This is a genomic window from Pseudomonas parasichuanensis (assembly GCF_021601385.1).
GTDB classification, from domain to species: domain Bacteria; phylum Pseudomonadota; class Gammaproteobacteria; order Pseudomonadales; family Pseudomonadaceae; genus Aquipseudomonas; species Aquipseudomonas parasichuanensis.
The window spans coordinates 1-20,479 of record NZ_BQHO01000051.1 but is presented as its reverse complement, the minus strand read 5'-3'; the positions used below and the strand labels follow the sequence as shown (position 1 = coordinate 20,479).

Sequence of the window (20,479 nt, the reverse complement as noted above, 5' to 3'; positions counted from 1 at the left end):
CGCCCTGCCCTCCCCCTGCCGTCAACCGGGCCTGACGGCAGGCGAAGATGAAAAGTTGTTCATCCTCGCGCCAGACCCGCGCCGTCAGGCCATGTCGCTGGTGGCGAATTCCTCGGCCAAATGGTCGATCAGCGAGCGCACCGACGGCAGCAAGCCGCGCCGTGACGGGAAGATCGCATGGACAATGCCGCAGCGCGGGTGCCACTGCGGCAGCATTTCCACCAGCCTGCCCGCCGCCAGGTCGTCTCGCACCGCCACCCGTGGCAGGTGGGCGATGCCCACCCCGGCCACCACGAAATGGCGCAGGGCAAACAGGTCGTCGCTGACCATGCGCGGCGTGTGCGGGATGACCAGGCTGTGCTGCTGGTCCTCGCCCTGGAACAGCTCCCACTGGTATTCGCGCTGGGCGCCGCCCCAGTGCAGGCTGGGCAGCGTGCTCAGTTGCTGCGGGTCGAAGCCCGCCGGCAACTGCTCGAGGAACGCCGGGTGCCCGACCAGGCACTGGGTGCTGTTGCTCAGCACCTTCATCACCATGTCGGTGTTCTCCAGCGGCGGGAAGCGCACCCGCAGCGCCAGGTCGAAGCCTTCGTGCAGCAGGTCGACACGGCGGTTGGTGCTCTCGATGAACAGCTCCACCTGCGGGTACTTGAGCATGTAGCGGGTGAGCATCGGCCCCACCCAGGAATTGAGCAGGGTGGTCGGGCAGCTGATGCGCACCAGCCCGCGCGGCTCGCTGCGGTTGCGCTCGATGATTTCGGCGGCGCCCTCGGCCTCCACGCGCATGGCCAGGCAACGGTTGTAGTAGGCCTGGCCGATCTCGGTCAGCGAACAGTGCCGGCTGGTGCGGTGCAGCAGCCGCACGCCCAGGCGCTCCTCCAGGTCGGCGATGCGCCGGCTGAGCTTGGACTTGGGCATGTCCAGCGCCCGCCCGGCCGGGGCGAAGCCGCCGTGCTCCACCACCTGGGTGAAGAAGTACAGGGAGTTGAGGTCTTCCATTGATCGTTCACCAAATAGAACGCTAGAGGCAATTTTTGCAGTCTACCGCGCCAAAGGTGATGAATCTAATCTTTGCTCATCAACGCGAAACACCCCACCCAGTGAACGACACACCCTAAGGAGCACGACCATGGCTAACTTCAAATACAACCGCCTGAACAAAGACGACGCCGCCGTACTGCTGGTGGATCACCAGGCTGGCCTGCTGTCGCTGGTGCGCGACATCGAGCCGGACCGCTTCAAGAACAACGTGCTGGCCCTGGCCGACCTGGCCAAGTACTTCAACCTGCCGACCATCCTCACCACCAGCTTCGAGCAAGGCCCCAACGGCCCGCTGGTGCCGGAACTCAAGGCCCTGTTCCCGGATGCGCCGTACATCGCCCGCCCCGGCCAGATCAACGCCTGGGACAACGAAGACTTCGTCAAGGCAGTGAAAGCCACCGGCAAGAAGCAACTGATCATCGCCGGTGTGGTAACCGAGGTATGCGTGGCCTTCCCGGCGCTGGCGGCCCTGGAAGAAGAGTTCGAAGTGTTCGTGGTCACCGACGCTTCCGGCACCTTCAACGAAATGACCCGCGACGCCGCCCACGACCGCATGAGCCAGGCCGGCGCGCAACTGATGACCTGGTTCGGCGTGGCCTGTGAGCTGCACCGCGACTGGCGCAACGATGTCGAGGGCCTGGCCGCGCTGTTCTCCAACCACATCCCCGACTACCGCAACCTGATGACCAGCTACAACACCCTGACCGCCGGCAAGTAACCCGCCACCCGCCTGGCGCCCCAGTGGCGCCAGGCCGGGCAGCACACCCCGCCAACGCAGCTCACGCCAGGGCCCGCCGATGAACACGCCACACAACCGCAACGTCGTCACGCTGGTGATTCAGCACAAGGTCCGCGCCCAGGCGCTGGCACCCTACGAGGCCTGGCTCAAGCGCGCGGTGAGCACCGCACGCCAGCAGCCTGGCCACCTGGACGTCAACGTGATCCGCCCCGACGACGGTGGCCGACAGTTCACCACCATCGTGCGCTTCGCCGACGCCGGCCTGCTGCAGGCCTGGGTCAATTCGGCCGAGCGCCAGGCGCTGGTCAGTGAAGTGCTGCCGCTGCTGGAAGAAGGCGACCAGACCCAGGTGCATGACGATCCGGAGTTCTGGTTCACCCCGCCCAGTAACCGCGCCGCGCCACCGCCGCGCTGGAAGCAGGCCGTGCTGACTTACCTGGTGATCTGCCCGATGACCCTGCTGATCCCGCAACTGCTGGCGCCGCTGTTCGCCCGCTACCCGCTGTTGGGCGGCCCGATCAGCGGCAACCTGATCACCAACCTGTTCGTCATCCTGCCCGTGGTGTTCTACATCATGCCCTGGGTGACCCGCCGCTGCGCCACCTGGCTGCGCGGCTGAAAGCTACCTCACTGCCTCACTCGACTTTCAGGAGATACCGACATGAGCACACTCGTTACCCGCGATGGCACCTCGATCCACTACAAGGACTGGGGCAGTGGCAAACCCGTCCTGTTCAGCCACGGCTGGCCGCTGGACGCCGACATGTGGGATTCGCAGATGGAGTTCCTGGCCAGCCGCGGCTACCGCACCATCGCCTTCGACCGCCGTGGTTTCGGCCGTTCCAGCCAGCCTTGGAGCGGGTACGACTACGACACCTTCGCCGATGACATCGCCCAGCTGATCGAACACCTCGACCTGCGCGAGGTGACCCTGGTGGGCTTCTCCATGGGTGGTGGCGACGTCAGCCGCTACATCGCCAGGCACGGCAGCGAGCGTGTCGCCGGCCTGGTGCTGCTGGGGGCGGTAACGCCGGTGTTCGGCAAGCGCGACGACAACCCGGACGGCGTCGACAGCGCGGTATTCGACGGCATCAAGGCCGGCCTGCGGGCAGACCGGGCGCAGTTCATCGCCGACTTTGCCGCGCCCTTCTATGGCATCAACCATGGCCAGCAGGTGTCCCAGGGCGTGCAGACCCAGACCTTGAACATTGCCTTGCTGGCGTCGATCAAAGGCACCCTGGACTGCGTGACCGCTTTCTCCGAAACCGACTTCCGCCCGGACATGGCCAAGATCGATGTGCCGACCCTGGTCATCCATGGTGACGACGACCAGATCGTGCCATTCGAGAGCACTGGCAGGAAAGCTGCAGAGCTGATCCGCGGTGCCGAGCTGAAGGTGTACGAAGGGGCGCCGCATGGCTTTGCCGTGACCCATGCGCAGCAGCTCAATGAAGACCTGCTGGCCTTCCTGAACCGCTGAAAAGCGGGCCGCTTTGCGGCGCATTCTCTGTAGGAGCGGCCTTGTGCCGCTCCTACAGAAAAACTGCGCAAGACAGTTGCTCCCACAGAAGCAGGCTGCACAACACCTGATCAAGGCTAACCTTCACCCGCCTGCCGCCGCCCGATGGAGAACACCATGTCCCAGGACCCGAACGACAAGAGCCGCCGCCAGTTCCTCGCCACCAGCACCGTGCTCGGCGCCGCCGGCGCGCTCTGGTCGGCCCTGCCCTTCAGCGGCTACGCCCATGCATCCACCCAAGGAGGCTCCATGACCGCCGACCTCATCCTGTTCAACGGCAAACTGCACACCGTCGACCGTGAAAACCCCACCGCCACCGCCGTCGCCATCAAGGACGGCAAGTTCATCGCGGTGGGCAACGATGCCCAGGCCATGGCCCACAAAGGCGCCAGCACGCAGGTCATCGACCTCAAACAGCGCACGGTGATCCCAGGCCTGAACGACTCGCACCTGCACCTGATCCGCGGCGGCCTCAACTACAACCTGGAACTGCGCTGGGAAGGCGTGCCGTCGGTGGCCGACGCCCTGCGCATGCTCAAGGACCAGGCGGCCCGCACGCCGACCCCGCAGTGGGTGCGGGTGGTCGGCGGCTGGAACGAATTCCAGTTCGCCGAAAAGCGCATGCCCACCCTGGAAGAAATCAACCAGGCCGCGCCCGACACCCCGGTGTTCCTGCTGCACCTGTACGACCGTGCCCTGCTCAACCGCGCCGCGCTCAAGGCGGTGGGCTACAGCAAGGACACGCCCAACCCGCCGGGGGGCGAGATCCAGCGCGACAAGTTCGGCAACCCGACCGGCATGCTTATCGCCCGGCCCAACGCGATGATCCTCTACGCCACCCTGGCCAAGGGGCCGAAGCTGCCGCTGGAGTACCAGGTCAACTCGACCCGCCAGTTCATGCGCGAGCTCAACCGCCTGGGCCTGACCAGCGCCATCGACGCCGGTGGCGGCTACCAGAACTTCCCCGACGACTACTCGGTGATCCAGGAGCTGGCCGACAACAACCAGCTCACCGTGCGCATCGCCTACAACCTGTTCACCCAGAAGCCCAAGGAAGAGCTGGACGACTTCAAGAAGTGGACCGCCAGCGTCAAGCTGCACAGCGGCACCGACTTCCTGCGCCACAACGGCGCCGGCGAGATGCTGGTGTTCTCCGCCGCCGACTTCGAAGACTTCCTCGAACCGCGCCCGGACCTGCCGCAAACCATGGAGCAGGAGCTGGAACCGGTGGTGCGCCACCTGGTGGAGCAACGCTGGCCGTTCCGCCTGCATGCCACCTACAACGAATCGATCACGCGCATGCTCGACGTGTTCGAGAAGGTCAACCGCGACATCCCGTTCAATGGCCTGCCGTGGTTCTTCGACCACGCCGAAACCATCACCCCGCAGAACATCGAGCGTGTGAAGGCGCTGGGCGGCGGCATCGCCATCCAGGACCGCATGGCCTTCCAGGGCGAATACTTCGTCGACCGCTACGGCGCCAAGGCCGCCGAGCAGACCCCGCCGATCAAGCGCATGCTCGACATGGGCGTGCCGGTGGGCGCCGGCACCGACGCCACCCGGGTGTCCAGCTACAACCCGTGGACCTCGCTGTACTGGCTGGTCAGCGGCAAGACCGTCGGCGGCATGGCGCTGCACCGCGAAGGCCTGGACCGCGACACCGCGCTGCAACTGTTCACCCAGGGCAGTGCCTGGTTCTCCAGCGAGCAGGGCAAGAAGGGCCAGCTCAAGGTGGGCCAACTGGCGGACCTGGCGGCATTGTCGCTGGACTTCTTCAGCGTCGACGAAGAGGCGATCAAGGGCATCGAGTCGGTGCTGACGGTGGTCGATGGCAAGGTGGTGTACGGCGCTGCCGAGTTCGACAAGCTCGGCCCGCCACAGGTGCCGGTGCTGCCCGAGTGGTCGCCGGTGGCCAAGGTGCCCGGGCACTGGCGCGTGGGCACGCCATCGCTGGCGGCGGCCGTGCACCAGTGTTCAGGGCCGTGCGGGGTGCATGCCCACAGCCACGAACAGGCGCGCCACTCCAAGGTGCCGGTCAGCGACTTCCAGGGGTTCTGGGGGGCATTGGGGTGTTCGTGCTTTGCGTTCTGAGGTGAAGGGGCAATAGCATTCGTTGGGGCCGCTCTGCGGCCCTTCGCGGGTAAACCCGCTCCCACAGGTACAGCGCCTATCTTTAGAAAGACGCGATCCTGTGGGAGCGGGTTTACCCGCGAAGGGCTGCAAGGCAGCCCCAATAACAGCGATGAGTCACTAACAGACCAGCATCAGGCCATGCCCTCAACGCTGCACCTGATCTTCCAGCTTCATGGTCAACGCCAGCGTGCTGCCCAGCTGGATAGCCTGGTCGCGCCAGCCCAGGTAACGCGCGCTGTCGCGGCTGCTGAAATGCACCGCCAGCTCCTCGGCGGCCTGCATCACCCCGGTGGCCGCCGCCAACTCCAGCCAGTACAAGGCAGCCCGGCTATCCGCTGCCACGTAGAGCCCGTGCAGCAAGCGGTAACCCACTTCGAAACGGCAGCGCGCCTCGCCGCGCTGTGCGCCGCGCAGGAACCACTGGTACGCCTCGAGCGGGTCCACTTGCCAGGGCTGATCGCCGTCGCACACCTCTTCCTCGTACAGGTCACCCAGCGCCGCCGCGGCATGCAGCATGCCGCGCTCGAAGGCATGGCGGTAATAGTCGGCGGCGTTGGCATACGAAACCTGCACGCCCTTGCCGAAATAATGCTGCTGCCCCAGGTTGAACCAGGCGACCGCATTACCCTGCAAGGCCGCCATGCGCAGCAGATGCCCGGCCAGCACGGTGTCGCCGCGCCAGTACTTGCCGTTGAGCCAGAGCCAGCCCAGGTCGTTGAGTGCCGCCACATTGCCGAGCAACGCCTGGCTGCACAGGTCGGCGTACACCGCCTGCAGATCGCTGGCTTCATCCAGCCGGTCGATCAGGCCGAAGCGCTCACCGCCCTGCACCGCCTGGCTCGGCATGCCGACCCCAACGAATATCCGCTGCCGCTGGCCCGGCAGTGCCGGTGCCGGCACGATACGCTCGGGTAGAAGCCGCGCGAGCAGCGAATGGATATTGCTGACAGCAGACATGTTCATCCTCATTGAACGGTACACAGCTCCGAGCCGTGCGGTGATGAGGCGTGATTCTGCGCGTCGTTACGACAAAACCTGTCGCGAACGATCCACGCCCAGGCAACCAATTGTCTGTTCCTTGATCTGAGCAAGCCGTGGCCAATTGCCATGACCCGCCCATGCCGCCATCCTATGGCGGCAAGCCCAGACAAGGACGTTTCCTTTGCCGTTCGCCACCACCCGCGCCACCCTCAGCCGCCAATGGGCACTTCTGCGCCAGTTGCCCAGCCGCTCCCCCGGGACCACCAGCGCCGATCTGGTGTGGCGCCTGCGTGACGTGGGCTTCAACGTCAGCAAACGCACCGTCGAGCGCGACCTCAACGAGCTGTCGCTGATTTTCCCGCTGGAGCGCAACGACAAGAGCATTCCGTTTGGCTGGCACTGGTCGGCCAATGCCGGCAGCGAGCTGCGCGGCAATTTCGATCTGCAGGGGTATCTGCGTGGCGATGCGCTGCAACCGGCCCAGGATGAAGGCGTGGAACTGCAGGCGTGGGTCAGCGACTTGCTGGCGCGCCAGCTGCGCGAAGCGCCGTTGACCGCGGATATGCAACTGACGCCGCTGGAACAGGGGCACCGGCTGAGGGCAACGGTGGTGGATGGCTGGCCGTTGCGCTGGTGGCTGCTGAGCCAAGGGGAAGGGTTGGTGGTGGAGTTGCCGCTTGAGTTGCGTGAGGAAATTGGCAGGACCCTGGCCAATGCGGCGGCGCAGTACCAGGGTTGAACACCCAGAACGCTTTGGCCTGATCTGGCCTCATCGCCGGCAAGCCGGCTCCCACATGGGTTGCACAGATTCTGTAGGAGCGGCCTTGTGCCGCGAAAGGGCTGCGCAGCAGCCCCGCGATTTCCGCTTTCACGCTGAAATCTCAGGGCCGCCCTGCGGCCCTTTCGCGGCACAAGGCCGCTCCTACAAGTCTCGGTTCTGACATTAGCGCTGCATCCCCCAACGCCTCACCGTCAGCCGCTCCAGGGTATTGAACACCAGCCCCTCAACCAGCAACCCGATCAGGATCACCACGGCCAGCCCGGCGAACACCTTGTCGGTGTACAGCTCGTTGCGGTTCTGGAAGATGTACCAGCCCAGCCCACCCTTGCCGCTGCTGGCGCCGAACACCAGCTCGGCAGCGATCAGCGTGCGCCAGGCGAAGGCCCAGCCAATCTTCAGCCCCGACAAAATCGACGGCAGCGCCGCCGGCACCAGGATATGCAGCACCAGGCGCAAGCCGCGCAGGCCATAGTTGCGCCCGGCCATGCGCAGGGTTTCAGAGACACCGAGAAAGCCCGCGTAGGTGTTCAGTGCCAGCGCCCACAGCACCGAATGCACCAGCACGAAGATCAGGCTGTTGTCGCCCAGGCCGAACCACAGCAGCGCCAGCGGCAACAGGGCGATGGCCGGTAGCGGGTTGAACATCGAGGTCAGGGTACCCAGCAGGTCGCGCCCCAGTTGGGTCGACACCGCCAGGCTGGTCAGGCCGAAGGCCAGGGCGATCCCCAGCAGGTAGCCCTTGAGCAGCACCACCAGCGATACACCCACCTTGGCGAATATCTCGCCACTGAGCAGCCCCTCCCCCAGCGCCACGGCCGTCTGCACAAAGCTCGGTAGCAGCAGGTCGTTGTCGGTCAAGCGCGCCACCAGCTCCCACAGCCCGGCCAGCAGCACCAGGATCAGTGCCTTGCGCAGCCACCCTTGCTGCCACAGGCGCTGGGCCAGCGGCAGATCACGTTCCAGCGGCACCCCGGGCAGGGGGTGCAGCTGCACTTCGTATTCCTGGCGAACAGCTGTCGTCGTCATGCCAAGGCTCCTGTCAGTAGGCGATGCGGATGTCGTTGAAGCCAAGGTCGCTGGCCTGAGCCGGCGCCTCGTCCTCGTCGAACAGCAAGCGGTGGATGCGCCGGGCACTGGCCTGGAAGTCGCTGCCGCCCAGGCTGCCGAGGTCGTACTGGTGGCTGTGCACTTCGGCGCGCACCCGGCCCGGGTGCGGCGACAGCAGCAGGATGCGGTTGCCCACCACCAGCGCTTCTTCGATGGAGTGGGTGACGAACAGCAAGGTAAAGCGCACCTCTTCCCACAGCAGCAGCAACTCTTCCTGCATCTTGCGGCGGGTCAGGGCATCAAGGGCGGCGAAGGGCTCGTCCATGAGCAGGATCTTCGGCTGGGTCGCCAGCGCCCGGGCAATCGCCACGCGCGCTTTCATGCCCCCGGACAGGGTGTGCGGATAGGCATCGGCGAACGCCGCCAGGCCGACCTTTTCCAGGTAGTGCAAGGCACGCTCTTCGGCCTCGGCGCGCTTGAGCTGGCCGGACACCAGCAGCGGGAACATCACGTTCTGCTTCACCGTCTTCCACGGCGGCAACTGGTCGAACTCCTGGAACACCACGATGCGGTCCGGCCCGGGGCCGCGTACCGGCTGGCCTTGCAGCAAAATCTGCCCTTCACGGGGCTCGATGAACCCGGCCACGGCCTTGAGCAAGGTGGACTTGCCGCAGCCGGAGGGGCCGAGCAGCACGAAGCGGTCGGCACGGTCCACTGCGAAGCTGACCTGGTGGGTGGCCCGCACCACGCGCTGGGCGGTGCGGTATTCGAGGCTCAGGTTGTCCACCGCCAGCAGCGGTGGGGTGGCGACACGGCTCAGGTTGCTGGCCGTGTGGCCTGGCAATGGGGCGGTCATGGTCGGTCAGCTCCCCTGCAGCGGGCGTTCATCCTGGAAGAAGTAGTCCTTCCACGACGCAGGCTTGTTCTTGATCGCACCGACCCGGTAGAGGAAGTCGGCCAGCTTGTAGGTGTTCTTCGGGGTCACGGTGAATTCGTACTGCGGGTTGTCGATCAGCTTGATCAGCGCGTCGCGGTCGATCTTGGCCTTGGTCACGCGAATGTAGGTGTCGGCGGCGGCTGCCTTGTCCTTCTGGGCAAAGTCGGCGGCTTCGGCCAGGGCATCGACGAAGGCCTTGTAGGTCTTGGGGTTGTCCTTGCGGAATTTCTCGGTGGCGAACAGCAGGGTCGGCGAGTTGGGGCCGAGCAGGTCATAGCTGTTGAGCACCACGTGCACGTTCTTGTTGGCCAGTACCTGGTCCTGGAACGGCGGGTTGGAGAAGTGCCCGTTGAGTTCGGTACCGCCGGCCAGCAGCGCGGCAGTGGCATCCGGGTGCGGCACGGCCAGGGTGTACTTGTCGAGGCGGTTGTACTCCTTGTCGCCCCACTGCTGGGCAGCGGCATACTGCAGGAAGCGCGACTGCACCGAGACACCCACCGCCGGAACGGCGATGCGGTCCTTGTCGCCGATGTCGGCGATGGTCTTCACGTTGGGGTTGCTGCTGACCAGGTAGTACGGGAAGTTGCCCAGCGAGGCCACGGCCTTCACATTCTGCCGGCCCTTGGTGCGGTCCCACACCGTCAACAGCGGGCCCACGCCTGCGCCGGCAATGTCCACCGAACCGGACAGCAACGCGTCGTTGATCGCCGCGCCGCCCGAGAGCTGGGCCCAGTCGACGGCGATGTCGATGCCCTGCTCCTTGCCGTGTTTTTCGATCAGTTGCTGGTCACGTACCACGTTGAGCAGCAGGTAGACGATGCCGAACTGCTCGGCGATGCGGATCTTGCCCTCGGCGTGGGCCACGGTCGGCGCCGCGAGGCTGCCGATGACCAGGCTGGCGCCCAGGCCGATGCTGGCCGCCAGGCGGCTGATGGTATTGCGCATGATGAGAATCCTCAGTCGTCAGTACGGGGCATCGCCCTGGATGGTGGTGCGGTACAGCTTGCGCCGCAGGTGCGCTGGGCAACCGGTGGCCAGGTGGATCAGCGAGCGGTTGTCCCAGAACACCAGGTCATGGGGCTGCCACTGATGGCGGTAGATGTTCTGTTCGAGCACGCTCAGGGCGTACAGCTGCTGCAGCACGTCGCGGCTTTCGTCATCGGGCAGGCCAACAATGCGGGTGGTGAAGCCCTCGCTGACGAACAGCGCCTGGCGCCCGTTCTCCGGGTGGGTGCGCACCACCGGGTGGATGACTTCCTGCACCTGGGCCAGCTGCTCGGCGCTGAGGGTCGGGCGCCAGTTGCCCTCGAACTTGGTCTCGGCATAACGCGCGGTGTAGGAGTGGGCGGCGTCACGGCCCTTGATGACCTTGCGCAGGGCGTCGGGCACGGCGTCCCAGGCCTTGTGCATGTCGGCGAACAGGGTATCGCCGCCCTCGCTGGGCAGCTCCTGGGCATGCAGCATAGAGCCCAGGCTCGGCAGCTCCTTGTACGACAGGTCCGAATGCCAGAACTTGCCGGCATCGCCCAGGCCGATGTTGGCGCCGCCCTCGATGATGTTGGAGACGATCAGGATCTCGGGGTGGCCGGCCAACAGGAACTGCTTGAGCACGTGGATTTGCAGTTCGCCAAAGCGGCGGCTGAAGGCGATCTGTTGCTCGGGGGTAATGCGCTGGTCGCGGAACACCAGCACGTGGTGGTCCAGGTGGGCGCGATGAATTCGGTTGAAATCCTTGGCGCTGACCGGTCGGGCCAGATCGAGGCCGATGATCTCGGCGCCGACGGCACCGGTGAACGGGCGGATTTCGAAGGTTTGCGGCAAGGCGCTGTCGATGGTCGACAAGGCGTTCGAGGCGGCTGGCATTGTTCACTCCCACGCAAGTGCGCGACTTCAGTGCGCGCAACGATCAGAAACGCACGGGGATTGCCCGTGTGGGTTCGAGTCGTGCGGCGCGCCGATTGGTCGGCAGGTACGCAGTGGGGGCGACTATAGAGGCATAAGAAAGATAATTTAAATATCTTTAATGCATATACATATGAGAGGGGATTGAGCGCATGCCTGTGGGAGCGGGTTTACCCGCGAATACGTCGGTAGCGTCACCATCGCATTCGCGGGTAAACCCGCTCCCACAGGATATTGCAGACGATCAACGCTCGCGCAGGGCTTCGGAGCGGGCCTTCATGATCGGCTTGAGCAGGTAGCTCATGATGGTCTTCTTGCCGGTCATGATATCCACCGTGGCGACCATGCCCGGGATGATCAACAGCGGCTTGGCATCGGTGCCCAGGTGGCTCTTGTCGGTGCGCAGCTTGATCAGGTAGTAGGTGGTCTTCTTGTCTTCATCGGTGATGGTGTCGGCGCCGATCTGCTCCAGCTTGGCCTTCATCCCGCCATAGATGGTGTAGTCGTAGGCGCTGAACTTGACCGTGGCTTCCTGGCCGGGGTGGAGGAAAGCGATGTCCTTGGGCAGGATCTTCGCTTCGATCACCAGGGTGTCGTCCAGCGGCACCACCTCGATGATGTCGCTGCCCGGCTGGATCACGCCACCGATGGTGTTGACCAGCAGTTGCTTGACGATACCGCGCACCGGCGAGGTGACCATGGTGCGGTTGACCCGGTCATCCAGCGCCTTGCTGGTAGCGGTGGCCTTGTTCAGCTCGGTACGGGCCTCGTTGAGCTGGGTCAGCGCCTCGCTGCGGAACTTGCCGCGGGTCTCTTCGATCTTGCTCTCGACTTCCTTGATCGCCGCCTCGGCACGTGGGATGGCCAGGCTGGTGGAATCCATCTGGCCGCGGTTCTCGACCTCGGCGCGGCGCAAGCGCAGCACTTCGACCTGGGAGATCGCGCCCTGGGCCACCAACGGCTCGGACATGGAGATCTCCTGACGCAGCAGTTGCAGGCTGTTGGCGTACTGGGCGCGCTTGGAGGTGAACTCGCGCAGCTCTTGCTGTTTCTGCACCAGTTGTTGCTGCAGGCCGCTGATTTCATCCTGCAGCTGCTGGCGTCGGCTCTGGTACAGCGACTGTTCGTTGGCAGCCTGGCTGGGTGCGGCCTTGCGCAGTTCTTCGTCGATCTGCAGCGGCTTGTCTTCCACTTCGGCGGTCAGCCGCTGCACGCGCAGGGCCATGGCCAGGCGCGAGGCCTCGGTTTCGTCGACGTTGGAGGCGAAGCGGGTTTCGTCCAGGCGCAGCAGCGGCTGGCCAATCTCGACGATCTCGCCTTCTTTGGCGTAGATCTGCGCGACGATGCCGCCCTCCAGGTTCTGGATCTTCTGCACCTTGGACGACGGGATGGCCTTGCCCTCGCCGCGCGTCACCTCGTCGATGGGCGCAACGCTGGCCCAGATGATCAGGAACAGGAAGAACGCGATCACGCCCCAGATGGTCAGGCGCACAATGCGCGGCGCATCCTCGATCAGGGCCTTGTTGACCTCGGGCAGCGGTTGCCCGGCCAGTGATTCGGAGCCTTTGAAGTAGCGGCGCAGGCTGTCCTTGAAACGCCCCATATCCAGCTTATGCAACACTGATCTGCCCCTTCTTCAGCGCATCCATGACGGAGGCTTTCGGGCCATCCGCAACAATCTGTCCACGGTCGATGACGATCAACCGGTCCACCAGCGACAGCAGCGAGGCGCGGTGGGTGACCAGCAGCACGGTCTTGCCTTCGATGACCGCGCTCAGGCGCTGCTTGAGGCGCTCTTCGCCGGTGTTGTCCATGGCGCTGGTGGGTTCGTCGAGCAGCAGGATCTGTGGGTTGAGCAGCAGCGCCCGGGCCAGGGCGACGTTCTGCCGCTGGCCGCCGGAGAGGTTCTGGCCACGCTCGCCGACCTGCAACTCGTAGCCGTCCGGGTGCAGCCGGGCGAACTCGTGCACACCGGCCAGCTCGGCGGCCTGCAGGATCAGCTCGTCTTCGATGTAGCGGGCGCCGCTGACCAGGTTGTCGCGCAGGGTGCCGGCCAGCAGCTGGATGTCCTGGGGCACGTAGCCGATGTTGTGGCGCAGCTCGCTGACGTCGATCTGGCGGATGTCCACCCCATCGACCAGCAGCGAGCCGTTGTCCGGCTCGTACAGGCCGACGATCAGCTTGGCCAGGGAGCTCTTGCCCGAGCCGCTGCGGCCGATGATGCCGACCTTCTCGCCGGGGCGGATGTTCAGGTTGATGCCCTTGAGCGCCTGGTTCTGCTGGTTGGGGTAGGTGAACTCGACCCCACGGAACTCGACCGCGCCCTGCAGCACCTTGCGGCTCAACGGGCGCTCCTCGAAGTTGCGCTCCTGCGGCAGCTCCATCATCTGGTCGGTAGCGGCCATGGTCACCTTGGCTTGCTGGTAGCGGGCCAGCAGCCCGTTCAGCGAGCCAAGCGGGCCAAGTGCGCGGCCACTGAGCATGTAACAGGCCACCAGGCCGCCCATGCTCAGGTTGCCGTCGATGATCAGGTACACGCCCACGCAGATCATCGCTACGCCGGCCAATTGCTGGATCAGCAGGGTGATGTTCATCGCCAGGCCCGACAGCACCTTGACCCGCAGCTCAAGGCGGCTGAGGGTGCCGAGGGTCTGCTCCCACATGTACTGGCGTTCGCTCTCGGCGTTGTTGACCTTGACCGCATCCAGCCCGGCAAGGGTCTCGATCAGGCTCGACTGGCGCTCGGAGGCCAGCGCCATGGTGCGCTCCATGGTCGCCATCAGCGGCTTCTGCAAGGCGTAGCCGATGCCCAGCGCCAACGGGAAGGCAAGTACCGGGATCCACACCAGATGCCCGCCGATGATCGCGATGACCATCAGGATCAACAGGGTGAACGGCAGGTCGATCAGGCTGGTCAAGGTCAGCGAGGCGAGGAAGTCGCGCAGGCCCTGGAACTCGTGGATGTTCTGGGCAAAGCTGCCGACCCGCGCCGGGCGGTACTTCATCGACATGTCGACGATGCGCTCGAACAGCGTCGCCGAGATGATCAGGTCGGTCTTCTTGCCCGCCAGGTCCAGGCACAAACTGCGCAAGCCTTTGAGTATCAGGTCGAAGACATAGGCGCCAGCGATGCCGATGGCCAGCACCCACAGCGTCGAGGTGGCCTGGTTAGGCACCACACGGTCATACACGTTCATCACGAACAGCGGCGCGGCCAGGGCGATCAGGTTGATCACCAGGCTGGCGGCGATGGCATCGATGTACAGCCACTTGCTGCGCATCAGGGTGTCGCGGAACCACGAGCGGGCGCGCGGGATCAAGTTGCCGTGGTTGACATCGAACTTGTGCTGCGGCTGGGCGAAGAACACCTTGCCGCTGTAGTCGCCCTGCAAGGCTTCGCGCGCCACCAGCACTTCACCGCCGTCGCTCTCGCTGAGCAGCAGGCGGGCGGTGTCGGCGTTTTCCCAACCGACCAGCACCGCGCTGCGGCCCTCCTTGAGCAGCAGCATCGCCGGCATGGCCATGGTCGGGATCTGCTCCAGCTTGCGCTGCAACAGGCGCCCCTGCAGCCCCGCCCGGGCTGCGGCACGGGGCAGCAGCTCGGCGTTCAGGCGCTGGGCCGGCAACGGCAGGCCGGTGGTCAGCATGGCCCGGCTGGCGGGCTTCTGATGGAGGACACACAGGGTCAGCAGACTATCCAGCAACGGGTCGTCATGCTGACTGCGTGGATCGTGGCTGAGTTGGACTCGACTGACTTCGGATTCCACGCGCGCTCTCTTCATCCTTGTGGGGAGTGATTCAAGGCGCCTGTCAGTTCATGCCCGGCAGGCTCACCTTGGGTTTCAGATCGTTCTGCACAACGCTTGCCAGTGGTGCAACGACCCCCTGGCTCTTGAGCAGCTGGCCAATGGTCGCCTTGATTCGATACTGAGTAAACATTTGAATGTTCTTCACCTCTACCAGACGGCGCTGGGCGGTGAAGGTTTCATTTTCGCTGTCGAGCAGGTCGAGCAGCGTGCGCTCGCCAAGACCGAATTGCTGCTGGTAGGCGGTGCGCACGCGATTGCTATGGTCGACATACTGCTGGGCGATCGGTACCTGGGCGTTGGCGTTCTCCAGAGCATTCCATGCCAAGCCTAACTCCTCATTGAGCTGACGCAAGGCGTTGTTGCGAATGTCCAGGGCCTGGTTGGCCAGGTAGGACTTCGATTCCAGGTCCGCCTTGTTGCTGCCACCGGCATACAGGTTGAAGTTCATCCGCAGCATGGCCTGCCACTCGTTGTTGTGGCCCACGGTGCCATCGAGGTTGTTGTCGGCCGTCCGTCCGACTTCGGCATCGAAACGCGGATAGAACGTAGACTTCGCCGCTTCGTATTGTTTTTCCGCCGCCGCGATATCCGACTCGGCCGAGCGCAGGATCGGGCTGTTCTCCACCAGCTGGTGGCGGGCTTCATCCAAGCTGGCCGGCAGCAGGTCGACAAACGGCGCAGGCATGCTTAACTCGTCCGGCATTTGCCCGACGACGCTCAGGTAGTTGGTGTTGGCGTCGGCCAGGTTGGTCTGCTCGGTGATGAGGTTGTTGCGAGCCTGGGCCTGGCGCGCTTCGGCCTGGTCGAGGTCGGCCATGCGGCCAACGCCACGGCTGGTGCGCAGCTTGATCTGGTCGAGGATACGGTCGTGGTTGCGCAGGTTGTCTTCGGCCAGGCGCACCATCTCGCGGCGGGTCAGCACGTCCAGGTAAACCTGGGCGACGGTCAGCCCGGTACGCTCGGAGGTCCCCAGCAGGGAGTAGGCGCGGGCATTGACGGTGGCTTGTTGACGCCCCACTTCGCTGGACGTGGCAAAACCGTCAAACACCATCTGGCGCATACGGATTGCCGACTCGCCCCGGTTCAAGGTGTCCCAACGGTTGCCGTTGCTCGGGCTGTCGGTGCCTTCACGGCCATAGCCAGCGGTCACGTCCACCCGCGGCAAATAGCCGCCCTTGGCGGCACGCAATTGGTAGTCTGCGGCCGTGCGTGCATTCACACCGGCCTGGATCTCCGGGTGCACCTCGAGGGCCTTTTGCATGGCTTCGGGCAAGGTTTGTGCTTGAACGAATGTGGCGGCGAGAGCGAAAGGAAGAGCGGTGAACAGTGACGCACGCATTTTTACTGATTCCCGAGAGAGCTGTTGTTCCAAATCACAGCCAAAGCTGTTTCTGCCCTGGAAAATGGCAACCCTGATTTCGTGTGAAGGAAGCTTCCGAATTGGCAGTGCGATTAATACGAAAGAAAGGGCTGTGACGGGCCAAATATCAATGTGACATTACCTTGGCGATTGTTTAGGATGGCTGCCAGAAGGTCAATAGTTTGGCATAAAGTTAATCGCCAATAGTTATAGACATAAAATTGACGCTTTTATGCGTCAAAAACATTTTTGAAACATTCCATCAGTCGCCGCCGTCACAAGCCGGCAGGGCATGGAAGCCACACTGAACGGTTAGTCCGGAGAGTCCAATGAGCACTGTTGTTGCCATCGTCAAAAGCATTATTGGCCAAGTCATCGCAGTATCCCCAGAAGGCATCCGACGCGTTCTTATCGAAGGCGACCGCCTGCTTGCCGGCGAACACGTAGAAACCGGCCCTGGCGGCGCGGTCACCCTGGAGCTGGCCGATGGCCGCCTGCTAGACCTGGGCCGCGACACCCAGTGGAGCGCCGACGCGCCCGACAGCAGCACCGACCTGAGCCAGGCCACCGCCCAGGCAGCGCCCTCGGTTGAAGAGCTGCAACAGGCCATCGCCGCTGGCGCCGACCCGACTACCGACCTGGAAGCCACTGCAGCTGGCCCATCCGCCGCCGGTGGCGGTTCCGCGGGCGGTGGTCACAGTGTGGTCATGCTGCAAGAGACCGCCGGTGTGGTAGACCCCACCATAGGCTTCCCCACCGGCCCGATCGGTTTCGCCACCGGGCAGACCATCGAGCAGGTGGCCGGGCTGGATACCAGCACGACCACTACTGATGCCCCGGTCAACACCGCTTTGACCCTGAGCGCCACCCCTTCGATCACCGAAGCCGGTGGCGTGATCGTTTATACCGCCACCGTCGGCCAGCCACCGCTGAGCAACCTGACCGTGACCCTGTCCAACGGCGCGGTAATCGTGATCCCGGCCGGCCAGACCAGCGGCTCGGTCAACGTCAACATTCCAGCCAATGACACCCCGTACATCGATGGCGGGCAGATTTCCGCGACCATCACCGGTACCACAGGCGGCAACGGCCTGATCATCACCCCGAGCACCACGCCGGCAGTGACCCAGATCACCGATACCGTCGACACCACCACCGCGACCCTGACCGCCACACCAAGCGTGACTGAAGGCGGTGTGATCACCTATACCGTGACCCTGACCAACCCGGCCCAGACCCCGGTCACCGTCACCCTGTCCAACGGCCAGACCATCACCGTTGAAGCAGGCAAGAGCACCGGCAGCGTCGATTTCCAGACCCCGGCCAACGACGTCTACAACAACGGCAGCACTGTCAGCACCACCATTACCGGTGCAACCGGCGGTAACTTCGAGAAACTGGAGCCGAACCCGGCGCCTGCCGAGACCGTGATCAACGACTCGCTCGACACCACCACCGCCACCCTGACCGCCACCCCGAGCGTGACCGAAGGCGGTGTGATCACCTACACCGTGACCCTGACCAACCCGGCCCAGACCCCGGTCACCGTCACCCTGTCCAACGGCCAGACCATCACCGTTGAAGCAGGCAAGAACACCGCCAGCGTCGACTTCCAGACCCCGGCCAACGACGTCTACAACAACGGCAGCACTGTCAGCACCATCATTACCGGTGCAACCGGCGGTAACTTCGAGAAACTGGAGCCGAACCCGGCGCCTGCCGAGACCGTGATCAACGACTCGCTCGACACCACCACCGCCACCCTGACCGCCACTCCGAGTGTGACCGAAGGCGGTGTGATCACCTACACAGTGACCCTGACCAACCCGGCCCAGACCCCGGTCACCGTCACCCTGTCCAACGGCCAGACCATCACCGTTGAAGCAGGCAAGAACACCGGCAGCGTCGACTTCCAGACCCCGGCCAACGACGTCTACAACAACGGCAGCACCGTCAGCACCACCATTACCGGTGCAACCGGCGGCAACTTCGAGAAACTGGAGCCGAACCCGGCGCCTGCCGAGACCGTGATCAACGACTCGCTCGACACCACCACCGCCACCCTGACCGCCACCCCGAGCGTGACCGAAGGCGGTGTGATCACCTACACCGTGACCCTGACCAACCCGGCCCAGACCCCGGTCACCGTCACCCTGTCCAACGGCCAGACCATCACCGTTGAAGCAGGCAAGAACACCGCCAGCGTCGACTTCCAGACCCCGGCCAACGACGTCTACAACAACGGCAGCACTGTCAGCACCATCATTACCGGTGCAACCGGCGGTAACTTCGAGAAACTGGAGCCGAACCCGGCGCCTGCCGAGACCGTGATCAACGACTCGCTCGACACCACCACCGCCACCCTGACCGCCACTCCGAGTGTGACCGAAGGCGGTGTGATCACCTACACAGTGACCCTGACCAACCCGGCCCAGACCCCGGTCACCGTCACCCTGTCCAACGGCCAGACCATCACCGTTGAAGCAGGCAAGAACACCGGCAGCGTCGACTTCCAGACCCCGGCCAACGACGTCTACAACAACGGCAGCACCGTCAGCACCACCATTACCGGTGCAACCGGCGGCAACTTCGAGAAACTGGAGCCCAACCCGGCGCCTGCCGAAACCACCATCAACGACAGCATCGACACCGTGACGGTCAGCATTGCCAGCAATGGCAATGTCACTGAGGCCCAACAACCGAGCTTCACGGTTTCGGTAAGCCAGAAGCTGGATCACGACCTGACGGTTACCCTGAGCAACGGCGCCAAGGTGATCATCCCGGCGGGCCAGACCGAAGCCATCTACAAGGCTGATGCCCAGGGCGACGACGTCTTCAAAGACGCGGACAGCCTGACCATCGGCGTGAGCGATGCAACCGTCGCTGGCAAGACCTTCGAGAACCTGGAACTGGGTGGCGACGCCACCGTACAGATCACCGATACCACCAGCGAAGTCGTCGCCACCCTGTCTGCGGACAAGACCACCGTCACTGAAGGCGGCCAGGTCACCTACACCGTGACCCTGACCAACGCCCAGGGCCTGTCGGTCACTGGCCACAACGGCCTGACCTTCACCCTGACCGACGGCACCAAAGTCACCGTTCCAGCCGGCAGTGCGACTGGCACCTTCACCATCACCACCAAGGACGACGTCTTCGTCGGCGGCCAGCCTTCGATCGTCAACAAGCTGGAATCGGTCGCCGGTGCGGACAACTTTGAAAAACTGACCCTGGGTCAGAATGAAGTGAAGACCGACGTCACTGACGAGCCTGGCACCGGTACGCCGGGCGCGGGCAACGAAGGCGATAAGGTATCCGTGACCATTGTCAGCAACGGCAACGTCACCGAAGACCAGCAGCCAAGCTTCACCGTCAAAGTCAGCCAGAAGCTGGATCAGGACCTGACCGTTACGCTGAGCAACGGCGCCAAAGTCGTGATTCCGGCGGGCCAGACCGAAGCCATTTACAAGGCCGACGCCCAGGGCGATGACGTCTTCAAAGATGCCGACAGCCTGACCGTGGGTGTGAGCGAAGCGACTGTTGCAGGCAAGACCTTCGAGAACCTGGAGCTGGGCGGCTCTGCCACCGTGCAGATCACCGACACCACCAGCGAAGTCGTCGCCACCCTGTCGGCGGACAAAACTACCGTCAGCGAAGGCGGCCAGGTCACCTACACCGTGACCCTGACCAACGCCCAGGGCCTGTCGGTCACTGGCCATAACGGCCTGACTTTCACCCTGACCGACGGCACCAAAGTCACCGTTCCAGCGGGCAGCGCCTCTGGCACCTTCACCATCACCGCCAAGGACGACGTCTTTGTCGGCGGTCAGCCGAATATCGTCAACAAGATCGAGTCGGTCGCCGGTGGCGACAACTTCGAAAAACTGACCCTCGGCGATAACACCGTCACCACCTCGGTTACCGACGAACCAGGCACCGGTACGCCGGGCGCGGGCAACGAAGGCGACAAGGTCAGCGTGACCATCGTCAGCAATGGCAACGTCACCGAAGACCAGCAGCCAAGCTTCACCGTCAAAGTCAGCCAGAAGCTGGATCAGGATCTGACCGTTACGCTGAGCAACGGCGCCAAAGTCGTGATTCCTGCAGGCCAGACCGAAGCCATCTACAAGGCCGACGCCCAGGGCGATGACGTCTTCAAAGATGCCGATAGCCTGACCGTGGGTGTCAGCGACGCAACCGTCGCTGGCAAGACCTTCGAGAACCTGGAACTGG

General features: G+C 64.2%; 15 protein-coding genes. 6 read left to right on the top strand and 9 right to left on the bottom strand.

The features are described from left to right. Positions 1-84 precede the first annotated feature (84 nt). The gene (locus L6D77_RS25635; protein WP_232885532.1) at positions 85-996 is read right to left on the bottom strand and encodes a LysR substrate-binding domain-containing protein; all 912 of its coding nucleotides are present in this window, start codon (positions 994-996) and stop codon (positions 85-87) included. Between the two features lie 130 nt (positions 997-1,126). Here L6D77_RS25635 and ycaC point away from each other — a divergent pair, with 130 nt between their 5' ends. The 4 genes from ycaC (at position 1,127) to L6D77_RS25615 (ending at position 5,387) form a co-directional block, all read left to right on the top strand. Continuing rightward, on the top strand, positions 1,127-1,756 hold the full coding sequence (gene ycaC, locus L6D77_RS25630) for an isochorismate family cysteine hydrolase YcaC (RefSeq protein ID WP_110992047.1): 630 nt from the start codon (positions 1,127-1,129) through the stop codon (positions 1,754-1,756). Positions 1,757-1,835: 79 nt separating this feature from the next. Further along, positions 1,836-2,396 (top strand): antibiotic biosynthesis monooxygenase, encoded by a 561-nt coding sequence (locus tag L6D77_RS25625; RefSeq protein WP_232885533.1) that lies wholly within the window; start codon positions 1,836-1,838, stop codon positions 2,394-2,396. Between the two features lie 42 nt (positions 2,397-2,438). Further along, positions 2,439-3,257, top strand: a complete 819-nt coding sequence (locus L6D77_RS25620) for an alpha/beta fold hydrolase (RefSeq protein ID WP_232885534.1) — start codon at positions 2,439-2,441, stop codon at positions 3,255-3,257. A gap of 156 nt (positions 3,258-3,413) precedes the next feature. After that, positions 3,414-5,387 carry an amidohydrolase gene (locus tag L6D77_RS25615; protein ID WP_232885535.1) on the top strand — a complete coding sequence of 658 codons (1,974 nt, stop codon included), beginning with the start codon at positions 3,414-3,416 and terminating at the stop codon, positions 5,385-5,387. Positions 5,388-5,573: 186 nt separating this feature from the next. Here L6D77_RS25615 and L6D77_RS25610 read toward each other — a convergent pair whose 3' ends face one another. Beyond that, entirely contained in the window at positions 5,574-6,386 is an 813-nt protein-coding gene (locus tag L6D77_RS25610) for a tetratricopeptide repeat protein (protein ID WP_232885536.1), read from the bottom strand. Between the two features lie 205 nt (positions 6,387-6,591). Between L6D77_RS25610 and L6D77_RS25605 the strand changes: the two genes are divergently transcribed. Beyond that, entirely contained in the window at positions 6,592-7,149 is a 558-nt protein-coding gene (locus tag L6D77_RS25605; protein ID WP_232885537.1) for a WCX domain-containing protein, read from the top strand. 204 nt (positions 7,150-7,353) lie between these two features. On the opposite strand, the gene L6D77_RS25600 is transcribed toward L6D77_RS25605, so the two are convergent. The 7 genes from L6D77_RS25600 to L6D77_RS25570 all read right to left on the bottom strand — a co-directional run bounded on the left by L6D77_RS25600 (position 7,354) and on the right by L6D77_RS25570 (position 16,225). Next, positions 7,354-8,217, bottom strand: a complete 864-nt coding sequence (locus tag L6D77_RS25600) for an ABC transporter permease (protein ID WP_232885538.1) — start codon at positions 8,215-8,217, stop codon at positions 7,354-7,356. A 13-nt stretch (positions 8,218-8,230) separates the two neighbouring features. Beyond that, a complete protein-coding gene (locus tag L6D77_RS25595) occupies positions 8,231-9,094 on the bottom strand; it encodes an ABC transporter ATP-binding protein (RefSeq protein WP_232885539.1) in 864 nt (287 codons plus the stop codon). Positions 9,095-9,100: 6 nt separating this feature from the next. Further along, positions 9,101-10,120, bottom strand: coding sequence for an ABC transporter substrate-binding protein (locus L6D77_RS25590; RefSeq protein WP_232885540.1), 1,020 nt, complete (start codon positions 10,118-10,120; stop codon positions 9,101-9,103). A gap of 18 nt (positions 10,121-10,138) precedes the next feature. Next, positions 10,139-11,038 carry a TauD/TfdA dioxygenase family protein gene (locus L6D77_RS25585; RefSeq protein ID WP_232885541.1) on the bottom strand — a complete coding sequence of 300 codons (900 nt, stop codon included), beginning with the start codon at positions 11,036-11,038 and terminating at the stop codon, positions 10,139-10,141. Between the two features lie 283 nt (positions 11,039-11,321). After that, the gene (locus L6D77_RS25580; protein ID WP_232885545.1) at positions 11,322-12,680 is read right to left on the bottom strand and encodes an HlyD family type I secretion periplasmic adaptor subunit; all 1,359 of its coding nucleotides are present in this window, start codon (positions 12,678-12,680) and stop codon (positions 11,322-11,324) included. 7 nt (positions 12,681-12,687) lie between these two features. Further along, entirely contained in the window at positions 12,688-14,844 is a 2,157-nt protein-coding gene (locus L6D77_RS25575) for a type I secretion system permease/ATPase (RefSeq protein WP_236170198.1), read from the bottom strand. 43 nt (positions 14,845-14,887) lie between these two features. Next, on the bottom strand, positions 14,888-16,225 hold the full coding sequence (locus L6D77_RS25570; protein ID WP_232885543.1) for a TolC family outer membrane protein: 1,338 nt from the start codon (positions 16,223-16,225) through the stop codon (positions 14,888-14,890). Positions 16,226-16,575: 350 nt separating this feature from the next. On the opposite strand from L6D77_RS25570, the gene L6D77_RS25565 reads away from it, so the two are divergent. Continuing rightward, the coding region (locus L6D77_RS25565; protein WP_236170197.1) for a retention module-containing protein at positions 16,576-20,479 on the top strand (3,904 nt) is incomplete at its 3' end.

Coding starts and splice junctions, on each gene's coding strand:
- L6D77_RS25590 (WP_232885540.1), bottom strand. CDS start 10,120: ATGCGCAATACCATCAGCCGCCTGGCGGCCAGCATCGGCCTGGGCGCC.
- L6D77_RS25570 (WP_232885543.1), bottom strand. CDS start 16,225: ATGCGTGCGTCACTGTTCACCGCTCTTCCTTTCGCTCTCGCCGCCACA.
- L6D77_RS25620 (WP_232885534.1), top strand. CDS start 2,439: ATGAGCACACTCGTTACCCGCGATGGCACCTCGATCCACTACAAGGAC.
- L6D77_RS25595 (WP_232885539.1), bottom strand. CDS start 9,094: ATGACCGCCCCATTGCCAGGCCACACGGCCAGCAACCTGAGCCGTGTC.
- L6D77_RS25615 (WP_232885535.1), top strand. CDS start 3,414: ATGTCCCAGGACCCGAACGACAAGAGCCGCCGCCAGTTCCTCGCCACC.
- L6D77_RS25600 (WP_232885538.1), bottom strand. CDS start 8,217: ATGACGACGACAGCTGTTCGCCAGGAATACGAAGTGCAGCTGCACCCC.
- L6D77_RS25625 (WP_232885533.1), top strand. CDS start 1,836: ATGAACACGCCACACAACCGCAACGTCGTCACGCTGGTGATTCAGCAC.
- ycaC (WP_110992047.1), top strand. CDS start 1,127: ATGGCTAACTTCAAATACAACCGCCTGAACAAAGACGACGCCGCCGTA.
- L6D77_RS25635 (WP_232885532.1), bottom strand. CDS start 996: ATGGAAGACCTCAACTCCCTGTACTTCTTCACCCAGGTGGTGGAGCAC.
- L6D77_RS25610 (WP_232885536.1), bottom strand. CDS start 6,386: ATGTCTGCTGTCAGCAATATCCATTCGCTGCTCGCGCGGCTTCTACCC.
- L6D77_RS25585 (WP_232885541.1), bottom strand. CDS start 11,038: ATGCCAGCCGCCTCGAACGCCTTGTCGACCATCGACAGCGCCTTGCCG.
- L6D77_RS25580 (WP_232885545.1), bottom strand. CDS start 12,680: ATGGGGCGTTTCAAGGACAGCCTGCGCCGCTACTTCAAAGGCTCCGAA.